Below are 15,567 nucleotides of genomic sequence, written 5' to 3' on the forward strand. Positions count from 1 at the left end.
GGCAGAGTGCGGCAGAGACGCCACCGGGCCGGGGCGCACGCCGCTGCACGGACGTGCGCCTCCGGCCCGGACGCGGGTACGCGGAAGCCGTCAGCCGGCGACGCGCGCGGTGGGCAGCGGCCGGTGCAGCACCGTGGCGCCCGGAGCGGCGGTCAGCGGCCCGGCCGTCCACGGGCTCCCCGAGAACCGACCCCGGGCGCCCGCCGGTGCCGCCGTACCGGCGAAGACCGTGAGCAGGAAGCCCCAGAGCGCCTCGCCGATCGGGTCGGGCTGCCCCGGTACCCAGTAGTGGGTGGCGTTCAGCGCCACGGTGACCTGGCGGCGGCCGTCCGGAGAGTGCAGCGAGATGGTCTGGTGGCCGAGTACGACGCCGTCGTGTCCCCAGACCGGACCGCTCGGCAGCGGCACGCCGAGCAGGCCCAGCCCGTACTGGGCACCGTCCGGGACGGTCGGGTCGGCCGGCACCGTACGACGCATCTGCGCCAGCTCGGCCGGACGCAGCAGCCGGCCGCCGAGCAGAGCTCGGAAGAACCGGTTCACGTCGGCGGTGGTGGAGACGATATCGCCGACCATCCAGGCCCAGGACATGTTGTAGACGCTGAAGTCCCGCAGCGTCCCGTCGACCCACGGCACGTACCCGGCCGAGTGCGGCCCGTCGATCCGTCGCTCCGTACCCGGGAAGTAGGTCCGGTGCAGTCCGAGCGGGCGCAGCACGCGGCGGGTGACCTCGGCGGTGGCCGGCCGCCCGGTGATCCGTTCCAGCAGCAGTCCGGCGAGCACGTAGTTGGTGTTGGAGTAGGAGTGCCGCTCGCCCGGCGCGTTCGTCGGCTCCTGACCCAGCCCCATCGCGACCAGTTCCAGCGGCCGGACGGTGGTCCGCTGGTATTTCTCGATGTTCTCCACCGAGCCGAAGACCACGTTGTCGAAGTCGTTGATCCCGCTGGTCTGGTCGAGCAGCATCCGCACGGTCACCCCGGCCGGGGCGAGCCGGGGCAGATAGCGGCGCAGCGGCGCGTCGAGCACGAGCCGGCGTTCGCCGACGAGTTGCAACAGCGCGGTGGCGGTGAAGGTCTTGGTGATGCTGCCGATCCGGTGCTGGAAGTCGGGGCGCACCGGGCGGCCGGTGGTCACGTCGGCGACGCCGCTGGCGCCCCGCCAGGTCGCGTGCCCGTCGCGTACCTCGGCGAAGACGCCGGGCATCCCGGCGTCGGTGATCGCGCGCAGGGCGTCGCGCAGCGCCTCGTCCGGCAGCGCGCCGCCGGAACCGGACCGGGTGGCACCGGCCGGGGCGGCCAGCGCCGGCGAGGCGCCGGCGGCGAGCGCGGTGGCGGCCACGGCCGACCCCGCGACGGTACGCAGGAAGTCGCGGCGGGACTGGTGTGGACGGAACGCGGACAACTGGTCCTCCCCCGGGGTGGCTGGTGTTCTGTTCCCTTCGCATTCTGGCCGGGCCCGCCGGCCGGATCGTCCACTTGGGTGCTGAGCTACGACTCGACACCGTGGACGAGCCGACCGCCGCCCGGTCCGCCGGCCGGTTCCCCCGCGAGGCGGACCCGCACCCTCGGACTTCACGGGTCGCCCGGTCACAGGGGTGCGGGCAGCGGCTCGCTGTGCAGCACGGCGAGCCGGGAGACCGCCCGGGTCAGCACCACGTAGAGCCGGTGCAGGCCGCGCGGTTCCGCCGCCACGATCCGGGCCGGCTCGACCACGATCACGTGGTCGTACTCCAGACCCTTGGCCAGGGTGGCCGGCACGACGGTGACCCGGCAGGCGGTCTCGACCTCGTCGGCGGTGCCGGTCGGGACGCCGGCGGCGGTCAGCGCCGCGCGCAGCCCGTCCGTCTCGGCCTCGGCGGCGATCACCGCGATCGAACCGTCGTGGGCCAGCGCCGCCCGCACCTCGGCCACCGTCGCCGCCGCCAGGTCGGGCACGGTACGGATCTCCAGCGCGCCGTCCGAGCGGAGCGACTCGGCCGGTGGTACCTCCACGGCCAGCGCCGGCAGCAGCCGGTTGGCCAGCGCGAGCACCGCCGCCGGCACCCGGAAGCCCATGGTCAGCGGCACCACCGAGGCGTCCGGCTTGCCGAGGTGTCGCAGCGTCTCCCGCCAGTCGGTGGCGGCCCACGGCGCGGTGCCCTGGGCGAGGTCGCCGAGGAGGGTGACCGAGCCGTGCTCGCTGCGCCGGGCGATCACCCGGCACTGCATCGGGGAGAGGTCCTGGGCCTCGTCGACCACCACGTGCCCGAAGCTGGGCACCCGCTCGACCAGCCCGGCCGCCTCGTCGACGAGTACGGCGTCGGCGGCGGTCCACTTCGTCGCCCTCGGGGTACGGGGCGGCTTGGGCCAGCTCAGCAGGGCCTGCTCGGCCTCGGTGAGCAGCCCGTCGGCGGCGGCGGCCAGCGCCTCGGGGTCGGCCAGCAGCCGGTGTACCAGCCCGTCCGGGGTGACCGCCGGCCAGCAGTGGTCGAGGAACTCGGTGACCGGCCCGCACCGGCCCATCCGGCGCAGCCAGCTCTCGCCGGGCGAGTCGCCCCGGCGGGCCTCCGACTGTCGTTGCAGCAGGCCGACGACCCGGGCGCGGACCCGTTCCCGGCCGGTGGCGTACGGCAGCCCCTCCCGGCGGGCCTCCTCGACGACCCGGCGCAGCGCCTCCGCCGTGATCCGCCACCGGTACGAGCCGTCGGAGACCACCATCGGCTCCTCCGGTGCCCGCACCTGCCCGGCCAGCGCCCGGCGCAGCACCTCGGCCATCCGGGGATCGTGCTTCAGCGCGGCGGTGTCCGGGGGGTCCACGGCACGTACCGGGGTGCCGAGCAGGTCCTCCACGGTCGCCTGGGTCACCTCGACCTCGCCGAGCGCCGGCAGTACCGCCGAGATGTACGACAGGAACGCCCGGTTCGGCCCGACGACGAGTACCCCGGACCGGCGCAGCCGCTCCCGGTGCAGGTAGAGCAGGTACGCGGCCCGGTGCAGCCCGACCGCCGTCTTCCCGGTCCCGGGCGCACCCTGTACGCAGATCGAGTCGGCCAGGTCGGCCCGGACCAGTTCGTCCTGCTCGGGTTGGATGGTGGCGACGATGTCCCGCATCGGCCCGACCCGGGGGCGTTCGATCTCGGCGGTCAGGATCCGGCTGGCGGTGCCGTACTCCTGCCCCCGGTCGAGGTGTTCGTCCTCGAAGCTGGTGAGCTGGCCGGCGCCGAAGCCGAACCGCCGCCGGACCCGTACCCCCTGCGGGTCCCGGACGGTGGCCCGGTAGAACGAGCGGGAGATCGGGGCCCGCCAGTCCAGCACCATCGGCTCGCCGGTCGGGTCGGTGACGTGTCGCCGCCCGATGTGGTGGTTGGCGTCGGCGAAGTCGAGGCGGCCGAAGAAGAGCGGGGTGTTCGGGTCGTCGGCGAGTTCGGCGACTCGCCGGGAGAGGGTCCGGCCGAGCGTCTCGGCCGCGTACGCGTCACCGGCGACGTCCTGACCGGTCGCGAAGAGCGACTCGGCGTGCTCCCGCATCCGCCGCAGGGCGGCCCGGGAGGCGGCCAGGTGTGCGCGTTCGTACTCCAGGTCGGTGTCGAGGTCCTGTGCGGGCATGCTGGTTTCCCATCGGCGCGTCGGCGCGTCGGCTGCTCGCTCGCGTGTCCGGGGGCGGATGGCCGGCACCCGGCGCGGGGACGTCCGCTGCGGTGCTTTCTCACCTCGGCCGTCAAGCGGCCAATGAGCCTACCTGCGGCTGGGTCGGGGTTCCAGCGAATTTCACCCGCCGCGCCGGCCGGACCGCCGGCCGGGTGTGCCTGCCAGCATGTCGGCCGGAGTGAAGGTGCGGACCTCCGGGTGCCCGGCCAGCGTCTCGTCGCCACCGCCGCGCGACCAGAACCCGAAGGTGAGGCCGGCCGGTCCGGGCGGCGGCAGGTGGCCGGCCCGGCGCCGCAGGTCGGTCAGGTCGCGCAGGGTGAGCGGCCTGGTCTGCCAGCGGGCCTCGCCGACGAGTACGGGATCGTCGCCGGCCAGGCCGAGCACGTCGATCTCGACGGTTTCGTCCTTCCACCAGCGGCCGACCACCGTCTCGGCGGGCAGCGCACCCGTGGCCACCAGATGCTGGGCGTGCTCTCGGGCGGCCGCCTCGAAGACCCGGGCGAGGTGTGTCTGCCACCGCCCCCAGGTGCGTCGCCGGACCGCGGGCCCCTGCCCGCCGTCGATGAGGTCGGCGTCGTCGCGGAGCACGGCGAACCAGTACGCGAGGTAGTCGTCGGCGATCTCGTACATCGGGTCGGCCGAGCCGCCCGCGCCGATCGGGCGTACCGCCCGGACGTAGCCGGCCCGGCGCAGCCGGTCGAGGGTGTAGTCGATCCGTTGCTGGGCCCGGCCGGCGATCCGGGACCGTCGCCGGGCGCCGCCGGCCATCGCGGTCAGCACCCGCTCGTAGCCGCCTCGCCAGTCGAGGTCCTCGGAGAGGATGTCCGGCGCGTCCCGCAGCAGCAGGCCACCGGGAGTGAAGGCCAACTCGTGCAGGTTCTCCTCGGTGGAGCGCCCTGTCGACCACCTGCTCAGGTGCAGCGGGTAGCCGCCGCAGGCCGCGTACGCCTCAAGGAACTGCTCGGGAGCCAGGTCGGGCAGGAACGCCCGGGCGTCCAGCAGGGGGAACGGATCCATCCGGCGCTCGACGCCGGCCCGGCGGTGCAGTCCGCCCTGCGGGCCGAGCATCTGCTCCATCACCGCGACCGCCGACCCGGAGAGCACCAGCAGCAGCCGTTGGTCGCGGACGTGGTTCTCCCAGACGGCGGAGACGGTGTCGGCGAAGTCGGCGTGCCCGCCGGTCAGCCGGGGCGCCTCGTCGAGCACCACGAGCAGCGGGGCGGTGCGGGCCAGCCGGGCGACGAACCGCAGCGCGGTCTCCCAGTCGGGGAAGGTCGCCGGGGCCAGGTCGGCCACCTCGTCGCCGAGCTGTTCGCGTAGCGCCTCGGCGAACCGGCGGAGCTGCCGGTCGTCGGCGTCCTGCCGGGTGGCGGTGAAGTAGACCGCCCGCTTCTCCCTGGCGAAGTGGGTGAGCAGGTAGGTCTTGCCGACCCGGCGGCGACCCCAGACCACGGCCAGCTCGGGATGTCCCTCGGTGGCCCGCTGCCAGGCCGAGGTCAGTTCGGCCAGTTCGGCCTTCCGGCCCACGATCGGCATGCGGCCAGTCTACTACAAACTGTTTGTAGTACCGGCTGGTTGTGGTACGAACAGTTTGTGTAGCGGTGCCGGCCGGGTAGCTGCCGCCGGGCCGGCCGAAGGCGGAATCATGGGGCGCATGACCGAGCAGCCCGTCGAGCAGCGGCCGATGATGATCAGTGATCCGCAGGTGATGCGGGCGCTGGCGCATCCGGCCCGGCTAGGGATCATGGAGCACCTGACCACCACCGGGGCGGCGGTCACCGCCACCGAGTGCGCCGAGATCGTCGGGCTCTCCCCGAGCGCGGTCAGCTACCACCTGCGGGAGCTGGCGAAGTTCGGCCTGGTCGAGCAGGCGCCGAGCCGGGGTGACGCCCGCGAGCGGCTCTGGCGCAGCAGTGTCGGCTCCTGGGGGGTGGAGGCCGGTCAGGACGCGTCGCCGGAGGCGCGGGCCGCCCAGGAGACCCTGATCGAGGTGTACGCCGCCCGCGACATGGAGCGGATCCGGAGCTGGGCCCGGCGGATCGGCGAGGAGCCGAAGGAGTGGTACGACGCTGCCCAGTACGGCGGCGCGGTGCTGATGCTGACCGCCGAGGAGCTGGTGGCGCTGAACGACAGGATCCGCGAGCTGATGCGGCCGTACCGGCGGCGGGAGCGGGCCGATCCGCCCGAGGGGTCCCGTCCGGTGATGGTCCACTTCGCGGCGCTGCCGATGGAGTAAACCGACCGGGCTTGCGTACGGCAGTTGTGAAGGATTACTTTCGAAGTATGTCTTTCACAACTGTCGGTGTCGCCGTACCCGACGACGGCACGCCGACGGTGTCGCACTGGCGGGACGTCTACCTGGCCGCCGGGGCCCGAGCCGTCTCGACCTGCGGCGACTTCCTCGCCGCGACCGCGCTGGCGCTCGCCCTGCAATCCGCCGGAGCGGGTGGACTGGCGGTTTCCGGGGTGATGCTGGCCGCCACGCTGCCGCTGGTGCTGCTCGCCCCGCTGACCGGTCGACTGGCCGACCGGGTGGACAGCCGCACCCTGCTGGTCTGGGCCGGTGCCGGCCAGGCGCTGGTCTGCGCCGCGCTCGCCTTCGCCGAGAGCACCGCCGTGATCCTGCCGCTCGCCGCGCTGCTCGCCTGCGGGCTGGCGGTGACCCAGCCGACCCTGGCCGCCCTGCTCCCCGAGATGGTGCGCCGGGCCGACCTGCCCCGGGCCAGCGCGATCAACCAGACCGCCGGCTCGGTCGGCATGCTCGTCGCGCCGGCCCTGGCCGGGCTGCTGGTCGGGCAGTTCGGTGCCCGGGTACCGCTGCTGCTCGACGCCGGCAGCTATCTCGCGCTGATCGCCGCCGGCCTGCTGCTGGGTACCCGGCGGGGTGGCCGACGGGCGACGGGACCGGCCGGCGGGGCGACCCCGGCACCGGCGGCCCCCGCCTGGCGGCTGCGCCGCGACCCGCTGCTCTGGACGATGGTGGCCGCGATCGCCGCCACCGTGGCCGGGGTGGGCGCGGTCAACGTGATCGAGGTCTTCTACGTACGCGAGACCCTGCACTCCTCGACCACGATGTTCGGCCTGATCAGCGCGGCCTGGACCGCCGGCATGCTGGTCGGCGCCTGGCTGCTGGCCGGCACCGCCCGGCGGGCCCGCGACGACGGCGCCCTGGTCAAGGGCGTGCTCGGGATGCTCGGCGCGGCCTGCCTGCTGGTCGGACTCGGCGCCACAGTGCCGGCCGCCGGCTGGCTGGTCCCGCTCTGGCTGGTCGGCGGCGCCGCCAACGGCGGGCTCAACGTCTTCAGCAACCTGGTGTTGGCCAACCGGGTGCCACCGGCGGCGCGCGGCCGGGCCTTCGCCGCCCAGGGCGCCGCGATCCAGGGCGCCGGGATGTTCGGCTATCTGGCCGGCGGGCTGCTGCTCGCCGGCTTCCCGCCCCGGCCGCTGGTCGCGGTGACCGGGGCGGCCGGGCTGGCCGTGGTCGCCGCGGTGACCCCGGTGGTGTTGCGGGCCGCCCGGCGCGAGCGGGCCACGATGCGTCCTGGGCCACTTCCGCCCCGGTCGGCCGGGCAGCCGGTCGAACCGGCGGTTACCGTCGGATCATGACCGAGCTGCGGCGACCCCGGGTAGGCCATATCCAGTTTCTCAACTGTCTGCCGATCTACTGGGGGCTGATGCGTTCCGGTGCGCTGATCGACGTCGAGCTGCACAAGGACTCGCCGGAGCGGCTCAGCGCCGCCCTGGTCGCCGGTGACCTCGACATCGGGCCGATCACCCTGGTGGAGTACCTCAAGCACGCCGACGAGCTGCTGCTGCTGCCGGATCTCGCGGTCGGCAGCGACGGCCCGGTGCTCTCGGTCAACATCGTCTCCACCCGCCCGCTGGCCGAGCTGGACGACGCCAAGGTGGCCCTCGGCTCCACCTCCCGGACCGGTGTGCTGCTCGCCCGGATGCTGCTCGCGCAGAAGTACGGCGTGCACCCCGAGTACTTCAGCTGCCCGCCCGATCTGACCACGATGCTGCTGGAGGCCGAGGCCGGGGTGCTGATCGGCGACGTGGCGCTGCGCGCCCTCTACGAGGCGCCCGGGCGTGGGCTCGCCGTCACCGACCTCGGGCAGGCCTGGCGGGACTGGACCGGGCTGCCGATGGTCTTCGCCGTCTGGGCGGTACGCCGGGACTTCGCGGCAAACCACCCCGGGCAGGTCAAGGACGTGCACCAGGCGTTCCTGCGCTCCCGGGACCTCTGCCTGGCCGAGCTGGACGAGGTCGCCGAGGCGGCGGCCCGGTGGGAGCCGTTCGACGCGGCGACCCTGGCCACGTACTTCCGGACCCTGGACTTCTCGCTCGGCGAGCGCCAGGTGACCGGACTGCGGGAGTTCGCCCGCCGCGCCGTCGAGCTGACCGGCGTACCGGCGCTGCCGGCGGACGGACCGGTCTTCTTCTCCGACTGAGCCGGGCGGCCCGGTCGGGCCGGGCGGAGACTCAGGTGGCGTCGGAGGCGGCGCGGAGCTGCCGGGCCACGTCCTCGCAGATCTTCGCCCCGTACGTGTAGCCGAGGTTGATCGCGTACCGGGTCTCCACCGCCATCGTCCAGCCGTCGCCGATGGCCAGGCAGTTCACCGTGTACTTCTGCTCGCGCTGCCGGTCGACCCAGCCGTTCTTGACCGCGATGGTCTTCTGCTCGGCGGCCGGGAACGCCTTGCGGATGCCGAAGTTGCCGACTCCGCGCACCGCGCGCATCTCGTCGAGCAGCCACTTCGTCCACTTCGGCCCGGCGGCCCGGCCGTCGGCGATGCAGGCGCCCATCCGGGCGGTGTCCCGGGCCGAGAGCGCGGTCCGGCTCCAGCCGCCGTCGGCGGCCGGGCTGCTGTCGGTCAGGTCGCAGATGCTGATCAGCCGCTTGATCGACGCCGTGCCGCCGTTGAGTTCGTAGAGGGTCTGCGCGGCGTTGTTGTCGCTGTCCCGGATCATGATCGAGACCTGGTTCATCCGGGTGTCGCTCGGGGTGTCGCCCTGCTCGGCGGCGCGACGGAGGAAGTCCGCGCCGATCCACGCCTTGATCATCGAGGCGGTCGGGTTGGTCTCGTCCATGTTGGCCGAACCGGAGATCTTGCCGGTCCGGGTGTCCATCAGCGCCCAGTTCCACCAGCCGTCTTTGTCGATCTTCACCTTGGCGGGCGCCACCGGCAGCGGCGGCAGTTCCGGGCTGGGGGTCGGGGTGGGCGTGCCGGGCCGGCCCGGGGTGGTGGCGGCCGGACCGGCCGGGCCGGACGGTTCGCCCCACTTGGCGGCGGCGGTACTCGCGAACGGCGAGCCCGGCATCAGCCGGAGCCCGACCAGCACCAGCACCAAGAGCACGCCCGCGATCAGGGTGAGCCGGAGCAGGGTGGACCGGTTGGACCGGGCCCGCCGCTCGGCGGCGCGTTCGTCGGCACCCATCAGGACTGCCTCGCCGTCAGCGGCATCGGGACCTTCAGCACGGCGCCGGGCTGCGGGGTGGTGAGTTGGCTGGCCACGCTGGCGCAGACGTCGGCGCCGTAGTCGAGGCCCTTGCGGCCGGAGTAGCGGGTCATCACGGAGAGCACCCAGTCGTCGCTGACGGCCAGGCAGTTCAGGTGCCACTTGCCGTCAGCGTTGATCAGCGTCCAGCCGTTCTTGATGCCGACCGGGCCCTGCGCCAGGACCCCCTCGGAGAGCCCGTCGATGATGCCCCAGCGCCCGCCGCCCTGCTTGAGCTTCTGATCCCTCGCGGAGGTCGTGCCGCGCACCTTGGTCATCTCGTCCAGCACCCACTTGGTCCACTTCGGTCCGGCGGCCGTGCCGTCCTTGATGCACTCTCCCATCCGCACCGCGTCCCGAGGGGACATTTCGGTATAACTCCACCAAACAGAACTTTCCCCCGGTGGTACCACCTTGCGGGTGTCGGTGAGCTGGCACATCTTGATCAGGCGGTCCACCACCGCGCCCCGGCCACCCCTGTTGTAGAGCGTCTCGGCCGAGTCGTCGTTGCTGTCCCGGATCGCCGTGCTGGCCATCTTCAGGGTCGCCGAGGGAGGCGTCTTGTCGCCGAGCCGGCGGAGGTAGTCCGAGACGATCCAGACCTTGATCATCGACTCGGTCGAGTTGGTCGAGGTCATGTTCTTGGAGCCGGAGATCTTGCCGCTCTCCCGGTCGAGCAGGGCCCAGCCGAGGAAGCCGTCCACCCCCTTCACCGTGACCGGCGCGGCGGCCAGGGTCGGCGGCGGCGGCGCGGACGGCTCGATCCCGACGGGCGCCTCCTCGGCCGAGGACGTGCTCCCGCCGGAGTCGGCCAGCCGGGCGTACGCGGCGGGCACGAGCAACAGGCCGCCAAGCACGACTGTCGTGATGGCGAGCACCAGGGTCACGCGGGGACGCATGAGGATGGGGCTCCAAGGGTGAAGGCCGGGGGGCCGCTGTGTCCAGGGCGCTGTGCGGTGTGACTGTGGGTCGGCGGCGCCTCCGCCAGCCCCACACCGGCGGTCTGCTCCGCGTCCGGACTGCCGGGGGAGGCGGCAGTACGGGAACGGGGGAAAGTTTACGTGGCCGGGTCCAATCCGCCAGATGGTGAAGCCCGGGAGTCTTCCGATGTCGCCCTGAAATGACCGCTTATGTGGTAATAGATGGCGAATATTTGGACCGATGTGACCAGGCTCATTCACCCATCAGTGCGGACATTTGGTGCGAGGCGCCGGCCCAGCTCAGCGGCCGGTCTGGGCGGCATTTCTATTACACATCTTGGTTACTGACTAGTTGAGCTGTAACACTTGCTGCGTGTACGGACATGACTTCCCGGTCCCGGATGACGGAACCGCCGGCGGCCTGCTCGATCAGGTCGAGGCGGCGGAGGTGGCGCTGCGGGCGGCCGCCGACCGTGGCCGTCCCGGCACCGACCCGGCCACCGACACCGACCCGCAGGACTACTTCACCGCCCTGATCGGCGCCGACCAGAAGATCGAGCCCCGGGACTGGATGCCGGAGGCGTACCGGAAGACGCTGATCCGGCAGATCGCCCAGCACGCCCACTCCGAGATCATCGGCATGCAGCCGGAGGGCAACTGGATCAGCCGCGCCCCCTCGCTCAAGCGCAAGGCGATCCTGCTCGCCAAGGTGCAGGACGAGGCCGGGCACGGGCTCTACCTCTACGCCGCCGCCGAGACCCTCGGGGTGAGCCGGGACGAACTCGTCGAGCTGCTGCTCGCCGGTCGTCAGAAATACAGCTCGATCTTCAACTACCCGACGCTGACCTGGGCCGACGTCGGCGCCATCGGCTGGCTGGTGGACGGCGCCGCGATCGTCAACCAGGTACCGCTGTGCCGCTGCTCGTACGGGCCGTACGCCCGGGCGATGATCCGGATCTGCAAGGAGGAGTCCTTCCACCAGCGGCAGGGCTACGAGATCCTGCACACCCTCGCGCACGGCACCCCGGAGCAGCACGCGATGGCCCAGGACGCGGTGGACCGCTGGTGGTACCCGTCGCTGGCGATGTTCGGCCCGCCGGACGGCGACTCGACGCACTCCCAGCAGTCGATGGCCTGGAAGATCAAGCGGTTCTCCAACGACGAGCTGCGGCAGCGCTTCGTCGACATGTGCGTGCAGCAGGCCGGTGTGCTCGGCCTCACCCTGCCCGACCCCGACCTGCGGTGGAACGAGTCCCGGCAGGCGCACGACTACACCCAGCCCGACTACGCCGAGCTGATGCGGGTGATCTCCGGCGACGGGCCGTGCAACCGGCAACGGATCGCACACCGCCGCCGGGCGGACGCCGACGGGGCCTGGGTACGCGAGGCCGCCGAGGCGTACGCGGCCAAGCGGGCCGCCGAGCGTACGGCGGTGCCGGCGTGACCGCCCCGGGCGAGGGCCGGGCCGGCTGGCCGCTCTGGGAGGTCTTCGTCCGGGCCCGGCGCGGGCTGTCGCACACCCACGTCGGCAGCCTGCACGCCCCGGACGCCGAGCTGGCGCTGCGCAACGCCCGGGACCTCTACACCCGGCGCCAGGAGGGCGTCTCGATCTGGGTCGTACCGGCCGGGGCGATCACCGCCTCCAGCCCGGACGAGAAGGACGCCTTCTTCGAGCCCTCGGCCGACAAGGTCTACCGGCACCCGACGTTCTATCCGGTACCCGACGGGGCGGCACACCTGTGAACACCACCGGCGCACCCGTACACACCACAGTGGACTACCTGCTCGGGCTCGGCGACGACGCGCTGGTCGCCGCCCAGCGGCTCGGCGAGTGGGTCACCGCCGCCCCCGAGCTGGAGGAGGACGTCGCGCTGGCCAACATCGCCCTGGACCAGCTCGGCGCCGCCCGGCTGCTGCTGAGCTACGCCGGGGAGCTGGAGGGGGTTGGCCGGGACGAGGACGCGCTGGCATTCCTGCGCACCGACCGGGAGTACCGCAACTGCCTGCTGGTCGAGCTGCCGAACGGCGACTTCGCGATGACCATGGCGAAGCTGCTCTTCCTGTCGGCGTACCAGCTCCCGCTCTACACCGCGCTGAGCGGCTGCGCCGACGAGCGGCTGGCCGCCATCGCCGGCAAGGCCCGCAAGGAGGTCGCCTACCACCTCGACCACGCCGGCCTCTGGACGGTACGCCTCGGCGACGGCACCGAGGAGTCGCACCGGCGGATGCGGGCGGCGGTCGAGGAGCTGTGGCCGTACACCGGTGAACTGTTCGTGGCCGACCCGGCCGCGCCGGTCGACCCGGCCGGGCTGCGCGCCGCCTTCCTGGCGAACGTCGAGCCGGTGCTGGAGACCGCGACGCTGCCGCGCCCGGCCGACGGCTGGGGGCCGACCGGCGGCCGGGCCGGGCTGCACACCGAGCACCTCTCCTACTTGCTCGCCGAGATGCAGGTGCTGCACCGGGCGCATCCGGGAGCCCGTTGGTGAGCGCGGCCGGATCCTCGCCGGCCCGCCGGGCCGCGGCGGCGGTGGTCGACCCCGAGCTGCGGGTGCTGACCATCGAGGACCTCGGCGTGCTGCGGGACGTGACCGAGGACCCGGCGACCGGACGGGTCACCGTGACCATCACCCCGACCTACACCGGCTGCCCGGCGATGGACGTGATCCGGGCCGACATCCGGGCCGCGCTGGCCGCCGCCGGGCATCCGGAGGCCGAGGTCGTCACCGTCTTCGCCCCGGCCTGGACCACCGACTGGATCTCCGAGGCCGGTCGGGCCAAGCTGGCCGCCGCCGGGATCGCCCCGCCGGGGCCGGCGGGCGGTCGCCCCGTCCCGGTCACCCTGAGCGTCCGCTGCCCGCACTGCGGTGCCGCCGACACCGAACAGGTCAGCCGGTTCGGCTCGACCGCCTGCAAGTCGCTGTGGCGGTGCCGGGCCTGCCGGGAACCCTTCGACCATCTGAGGGCGTTTTGAGCGTAACGATCAACCGGCCGGTCCGTCGCCGGCCGGTCTTCCACCCGCTGCCGGTCCGGGCGGTCGACCGGCTCACCGAGGACGCGGTCGCGGTCACCTTCGAGGTACCGGCGCGGCTGCGCGAGACCTTCGCCTTCCGGGCCGGGCAGCACCTCACGGTACGGCGGGTGCCGCCGGACGGGGCCGAGGTGCGCCGGTCGTACTCGATCTGCTCGACCCCGGCCGAGCTGGCCGCGACCGGACGGCTCCGGATCGGGGTACGGGAGGTGCCGGGCGGCGCCTTCTCCAGCTTCGCGGTCTCGGCGCTGCGGGCCGGCGACACGGTCGAGGTGCTGCCGCCGCTCGGGACCTTCGGCACGGCGTTCGCGCCGGACCGGGTCCGGCACTACGCCGGGGTGGTCGCCGGGTCGGGCATCACCCCGGTGCTGTCGCTGGTCGCGACCGCGCTCGCCGTCGAGCCGGCCAGCACCTTCACCCTGGTGTACGGCAACCGGCACGGCCGCACCGTGATGTTCGTGGAGGAGCTGGCCGACCTGAAGGACCGCTATCCGGAGCGGCTGCACCTGGTGCACGTGCTGTCCCGGGAGCCGGGCGAGTCGCCGTTGCTCTCCGGCCGGGTCGACGCCGAGCGGCTCGGCCGGCTGCTCGACACCATCGTGCCGGCCGAGCGGATCGACGAGTGGTTCCTCTGCGGCCCGTACGGGATGGTGCTCGACGCGCGGCTGGTGCTCACCGGACGGGGCGTACCGGAGCGGGCCGTACACGCCGAGCTGTTCCACGTGGACGCCCCGCCCGCGCCGCCGGTCCGCCCCGCCGCGACGGCGGCCGACGCCGGCACCGAGGTGACGATCCGGCTGGACGGCCGGACGTCGGGTTTCCGGATGGGGCGGGACGAGCGGGTACTCGACGCGGCCCTGCGGGTCCGCAGCGAGCTGCCGTACGCCTGCAAGGGTGGGGTCTGCTCGACCTGCCGGGCGAGGGTGGTCTCCGGCGAGGTGTCGATGGCCCGCAACTACGCCCTGGAGCCGGACGAGGTGGCCGCCGGGTACGTGTTGACCTGCCAGGCCAGCCCGGTCACCGACACGCTGGAGGTCGACTACGACGGCTGAGCCGCGTTGTCCCGGCCACCGCCGGCCGTGAAGAAATTCTTCGATGGCCGTTGCTCCATTGAAGAATGTGTACTACCAAGGTAGCCATGAGGATGCTCCGCACGCGTCGCGCCCGAGCCGGACTCGCCTGCCTCGCGGCGGTCGGCCTGCTCGCCACCGCCCTGCCCAGCCAGCCCGCCGTGGCCGGTGGCGCCACCCCGGCCGACGCCGGTGACGGTGCGGTCACCGCCGCCGACCCGTTCCCGGCGTACACCCGGTTCAACATCCCGGCCGAGGACGGCACCCGGGACCGGACCATCGAGGACGAGCTGGTCCGGCTCGCCGACGGCGCACCGGCCGGCGGCTACATCCGGGGCATCATGTACAGCTGGAGTTCCCCGGTGGTGGCCGAGGCGCTGAAGCGGGCGGCGGCCCGGGGCGTGATCGTCCGGATCGTGCTGGACGAGACCGGCGGCGGGGTCAACACCGGCGCCGACAACGCCGCGATGGCGGTGCTCAACTCGGCCAACCTCGACGACCTGGTGATCTGCGGCAAGACCTCGTCCACGGTGGCCGGCTCGACCGCGTGCATCGGGAACAAGAGCAACTCGATCAACCACAACAAGGTCTTCACGTTCTCCACCAGCGGCACCATGAAGCGGGTCGTCTTCGTCAGCTCGCAGAACCTCACCTTCAGCCAGAACAACCTCTTCAACAGCGCGCTGGTGGTGCACGAGGACTACGACCTGTACGACCACTTCACCGCGTACTTCAACGACATGCGGGCGCAGCGGAAGAACAACGACTACTTCAACGCCGCCAACGGCTACTACAAGTCGCCGACCACCGCCGTCACCGTCTACCACTCGCCCCGGGCCGACAGCGACACCCTGGCGAACCGGCTGGCCGAGGTGAACGCCTTCGCCAGCGGCTGCGCGGTGGACGTCGCGCACGCCCAGTTCACCGACGCCCGCCCGCAGGTCGCCGCCGAGCTGCGCCGGATCGGCCGGATGGGCTGCAAGGTCCGGGTCGTCTACGGCTCGATGGGCAGCACCGCGTACGCCACCCTGAACGGGCAGCCGAACGTCTCGCTGAAGAAGTATTACGACGCCGAGGCCAGCAACTACGACGGCCGGGTGGTGACCGTGCACTCGAAGAACATCATCATCAGGGGCACCTTCGCCGGGGTGGCCGGGCGCAGCGTCGTCTTCACCGGCTCGCACAACGTCACCGACCCGGCGCTGACCGATCACGACGAGACCCTGGTGAAGATCGAGCACCCGACCGTCTGGAACGACTTCCACAACAACTTCGAGACGCTCTGGAGCCGGGCCAAGTGCGTCAACCCGGACAACGGCAGCTGCACCACCTGAACCACCGCCGCCGGCGCAGCCGTACCCGGGGGTTGTCGGTGCTCACATCCCCGAGCGTGGCTGGGGCGCGCAAGTCGGGCGGCGTACCCTCGG

14 protein-coding genes are annotated in these 15,567 nt (G+C 72.8%); 9 read left to right on the top strand and 5 right to left on the bottom strand.

The features are described from left to right. Positions 1 to 90: 90 nt before the first annotated feature. The 3 genes from C6W10_RS28500 to C6W10_RS28510 form a co-directional block, all read right to left on the bottom strand. Positions 91 to 1,398: a serine hydrolase gene (locus tag C6W10_RS28500; protein WP_159104796.1), complete on the bottom strand. Its 1,308-nt coding sequence runs from the start codon at positions 1,396 to 1,398 to the stop codon at positions 91 to 93. Between the two features lie 185 nt (positions 1,399 to 1,583). Then, positions 1,584 to 3,581, bottom strand: a complete 1,998-nt coding sequence (locus C6W10_RS28505; RefSeq protein WP_107262119.1) for an AAA family ATPase — start codon at positions 3,579 to 3,581, stop codon at positions 1,584 to 1,586. A 162-nt stretch (positions 3,582 to 3,743) separates the two neighbouring features. Next, positions 3,744 to 5,159 carry an ATP-binding protein gene (locus C6W10_RS28510; protein WP_107262121.1) on the bottom strand — a complete coding sequence of 472 codons (1,416 nt, stop codon included), beginning with the start codon at positions 5,157 to 5,159 and terminating at the stop codon, positions 3,744 to 3,746. 118 nt (positions 5,160 to 5,277) lie between these two features. Here C6W10_RS28510 and C6W10_RS28515 point away from each other — a divergent pair, with 118 nt between their 5' ends. From C6W10_RS28515 to C6W10_RS28525, 3 genes are read left to right on the top strand one after another with little or no spacing between them, the layout of a single operon-like run. Beyond that, positions 5,278 to 5,859 carry a helix-turn-helix transcriptional regulator gene (locus tag C6W10_RS28515; RefSeq protein WP_234358887.1) on the top strand — a complete coding sequence of 194 codons (582 nt, stop codon included), beginning with the start codon at positions 5,278 to 5,280 and terminating at the stop codon, positions 5,857 to 5,859. A gap of 47 nt (positions 5,860 to 5,906) precedes the next feature. Continuing rightward, positions 5,907 to 7,229, top strand: a complete 1,323-nt coding sequence (locus C6W10_RS28520) for an MFS transporter (RefSeq protein WP_107262123.1) — start codon at positions 5,907 to 5,909, stop codon at positions 7,227 to 7,229. Further along, a complete protein-coding gene (locus tag C6W10_RS28525) occupies positions 7,226 to 8,074 on the top strand; it encodes a menaquinone biosynthetic enzyme MqnA/MqnD family protein (RefSeq protein WP_107262125.1) in 849 nt (282 codons plus the stop codon). Before C6W10_RS28520 ends, C6W10_RS28525 begins: the two co-directional genes overlap by 4 nt. Before the next feature lie 31 nt (positions 8,075 to 8,105). Here C6W10_RS28525 and C6W10_RS28530 read toward each other — a convergent pair whose 3' ends face one another. Together C6W10_RS28530 and C6W10_RS28535 are read right to left on the bottom strand one after the other, a co-directional pair. Beyond that, positions 8,106 to 9,062 (bottom strand): serine hydrolase, encoded by a 957-nt coding sequence (locus C6W10_RS28530; RefSeq protein WP_107262127.1) that lies wholly within the window; start codon positions 9,060 to 9,062, stop codon positions 8,106 to 8,108. After that, a complete protein-coding gene (locus tag C6W10_RS28535; RefSeq protein ID WP_107262129.1) occupies positions 9,062 to 10,021 on the bottom strand; it encodes a hypothetical protein in 960 nt (319 codons plus the stop codon). Before C6W10_RS28535 ends, C6W10_RS28530 begins: the two co-directional genes overlap by 1 nt. A gap of 394 nt (positions 10,022 to 10,415) precedes the next feature. On the opposite strand from C6W10_RS28535, the gene paaA reads away from it, so the two are divergent. The 6 genes from paaA to C6W10_RS28565 all read left to right on the top strand — a co-directional run bounded on the left by paaA (position 10,416) and on the right by C6W10_RS28565 (position 15,474). Then, positions 10,416 to 11,486, top strand: coding sequence for a 1,2-phenylacetyl-CoA epoxidase subunit PaaA (gene paaA / locus C6W10_RS28540; RefSeq protein ID WP_107262131.1), 1,071 nt, complete (start codon positions 10,416 to 10,418; stop codon positions 11,484 to 11,486). Continuing rightward, positions 11,483 to 11,785 carry a 1,2-phenylacetyl-CoA epoxidase subunit PaaB gene (gene paaB, locus C6W10_RS28545; RefSeq protein ID WP_107262133.1) on the top strand — a complete coding sequence of 101 codons (303 nt, stop codon included), beginning with the start codon at positions 11,483 to 11,485 and terminating at the stop codon, positions 11,783 to 11,785. Before paaA ends, paaB begins: the two co-directional genes overlap by 4 nt. Further along, positions 11,782 to 12,528, top strand: a complete 747-nt coding sequence (gene paaC / locus C6W10_RS28550; RefSeq protein WP_107262135.1) for a 1,2-phenylacetyl-CoA epoxidase subunit PaaC — start codon at positions 11,782 to 11,784, stop codon at positions 12,526 to 12,528. Before paaB ends, paaC begins: the two co-directional genes overlap by 4 nt. Beyond that, positions 12,525 to 13,013, top strand: coding sequence for a 1,2-phenylacetyl-CoA epoxidase subunit PaaD (gene paaD / locus C6W10_RS28555; protein ID WP_107262136.1), 489 nt, complete (start codon positions 12,525 to 12,527; stop codon positions 13,011 to 13,013). Before paaC ends, paaD begins: the two co-directional genes overlap by 4 nt. Beyond that, entirely contained in the window at positions 13,010 to 14,122 is a 1,113-nt protein-coding gene (gene paaE / locus C6W10_RS28560; RefSeq protein WP_107262138.1) for a 1,2-phenylacetyl-CoA epoxidase subunit PaaE, read from the top strand. Before paaD ends, paaE begins: the two co-directional genes overlap by 4 nt. 86 nt (positions 14,123 to 14,208) lie before the next feature. Beyond that, positions 14,209 to 15,474: a phosphatidylserine/phosphatidylglycerophosphate/cardiolipin synthase family protein gene (locus C6W10_RS28565; RefSeq protein ID WP_159079382.1), complete on the top strand. Its 1,266-nt coding sequence runs from the start codon at positions 14,209 to 14,211 to the stop codon at positions 15,472 to 15,474. Positions 15,475 to 15,567 lie beyond the last annotated feature (93 nt).

The sequence above is a fragment of the Plantactinospora sp. BB1 genome, from assembly GCF_003030385.1.
GTDB lineage: Bacteria > Actinomycetota > Actinomycetes > Mycobacteriales > Micromonosporaceae > Plantactinospora.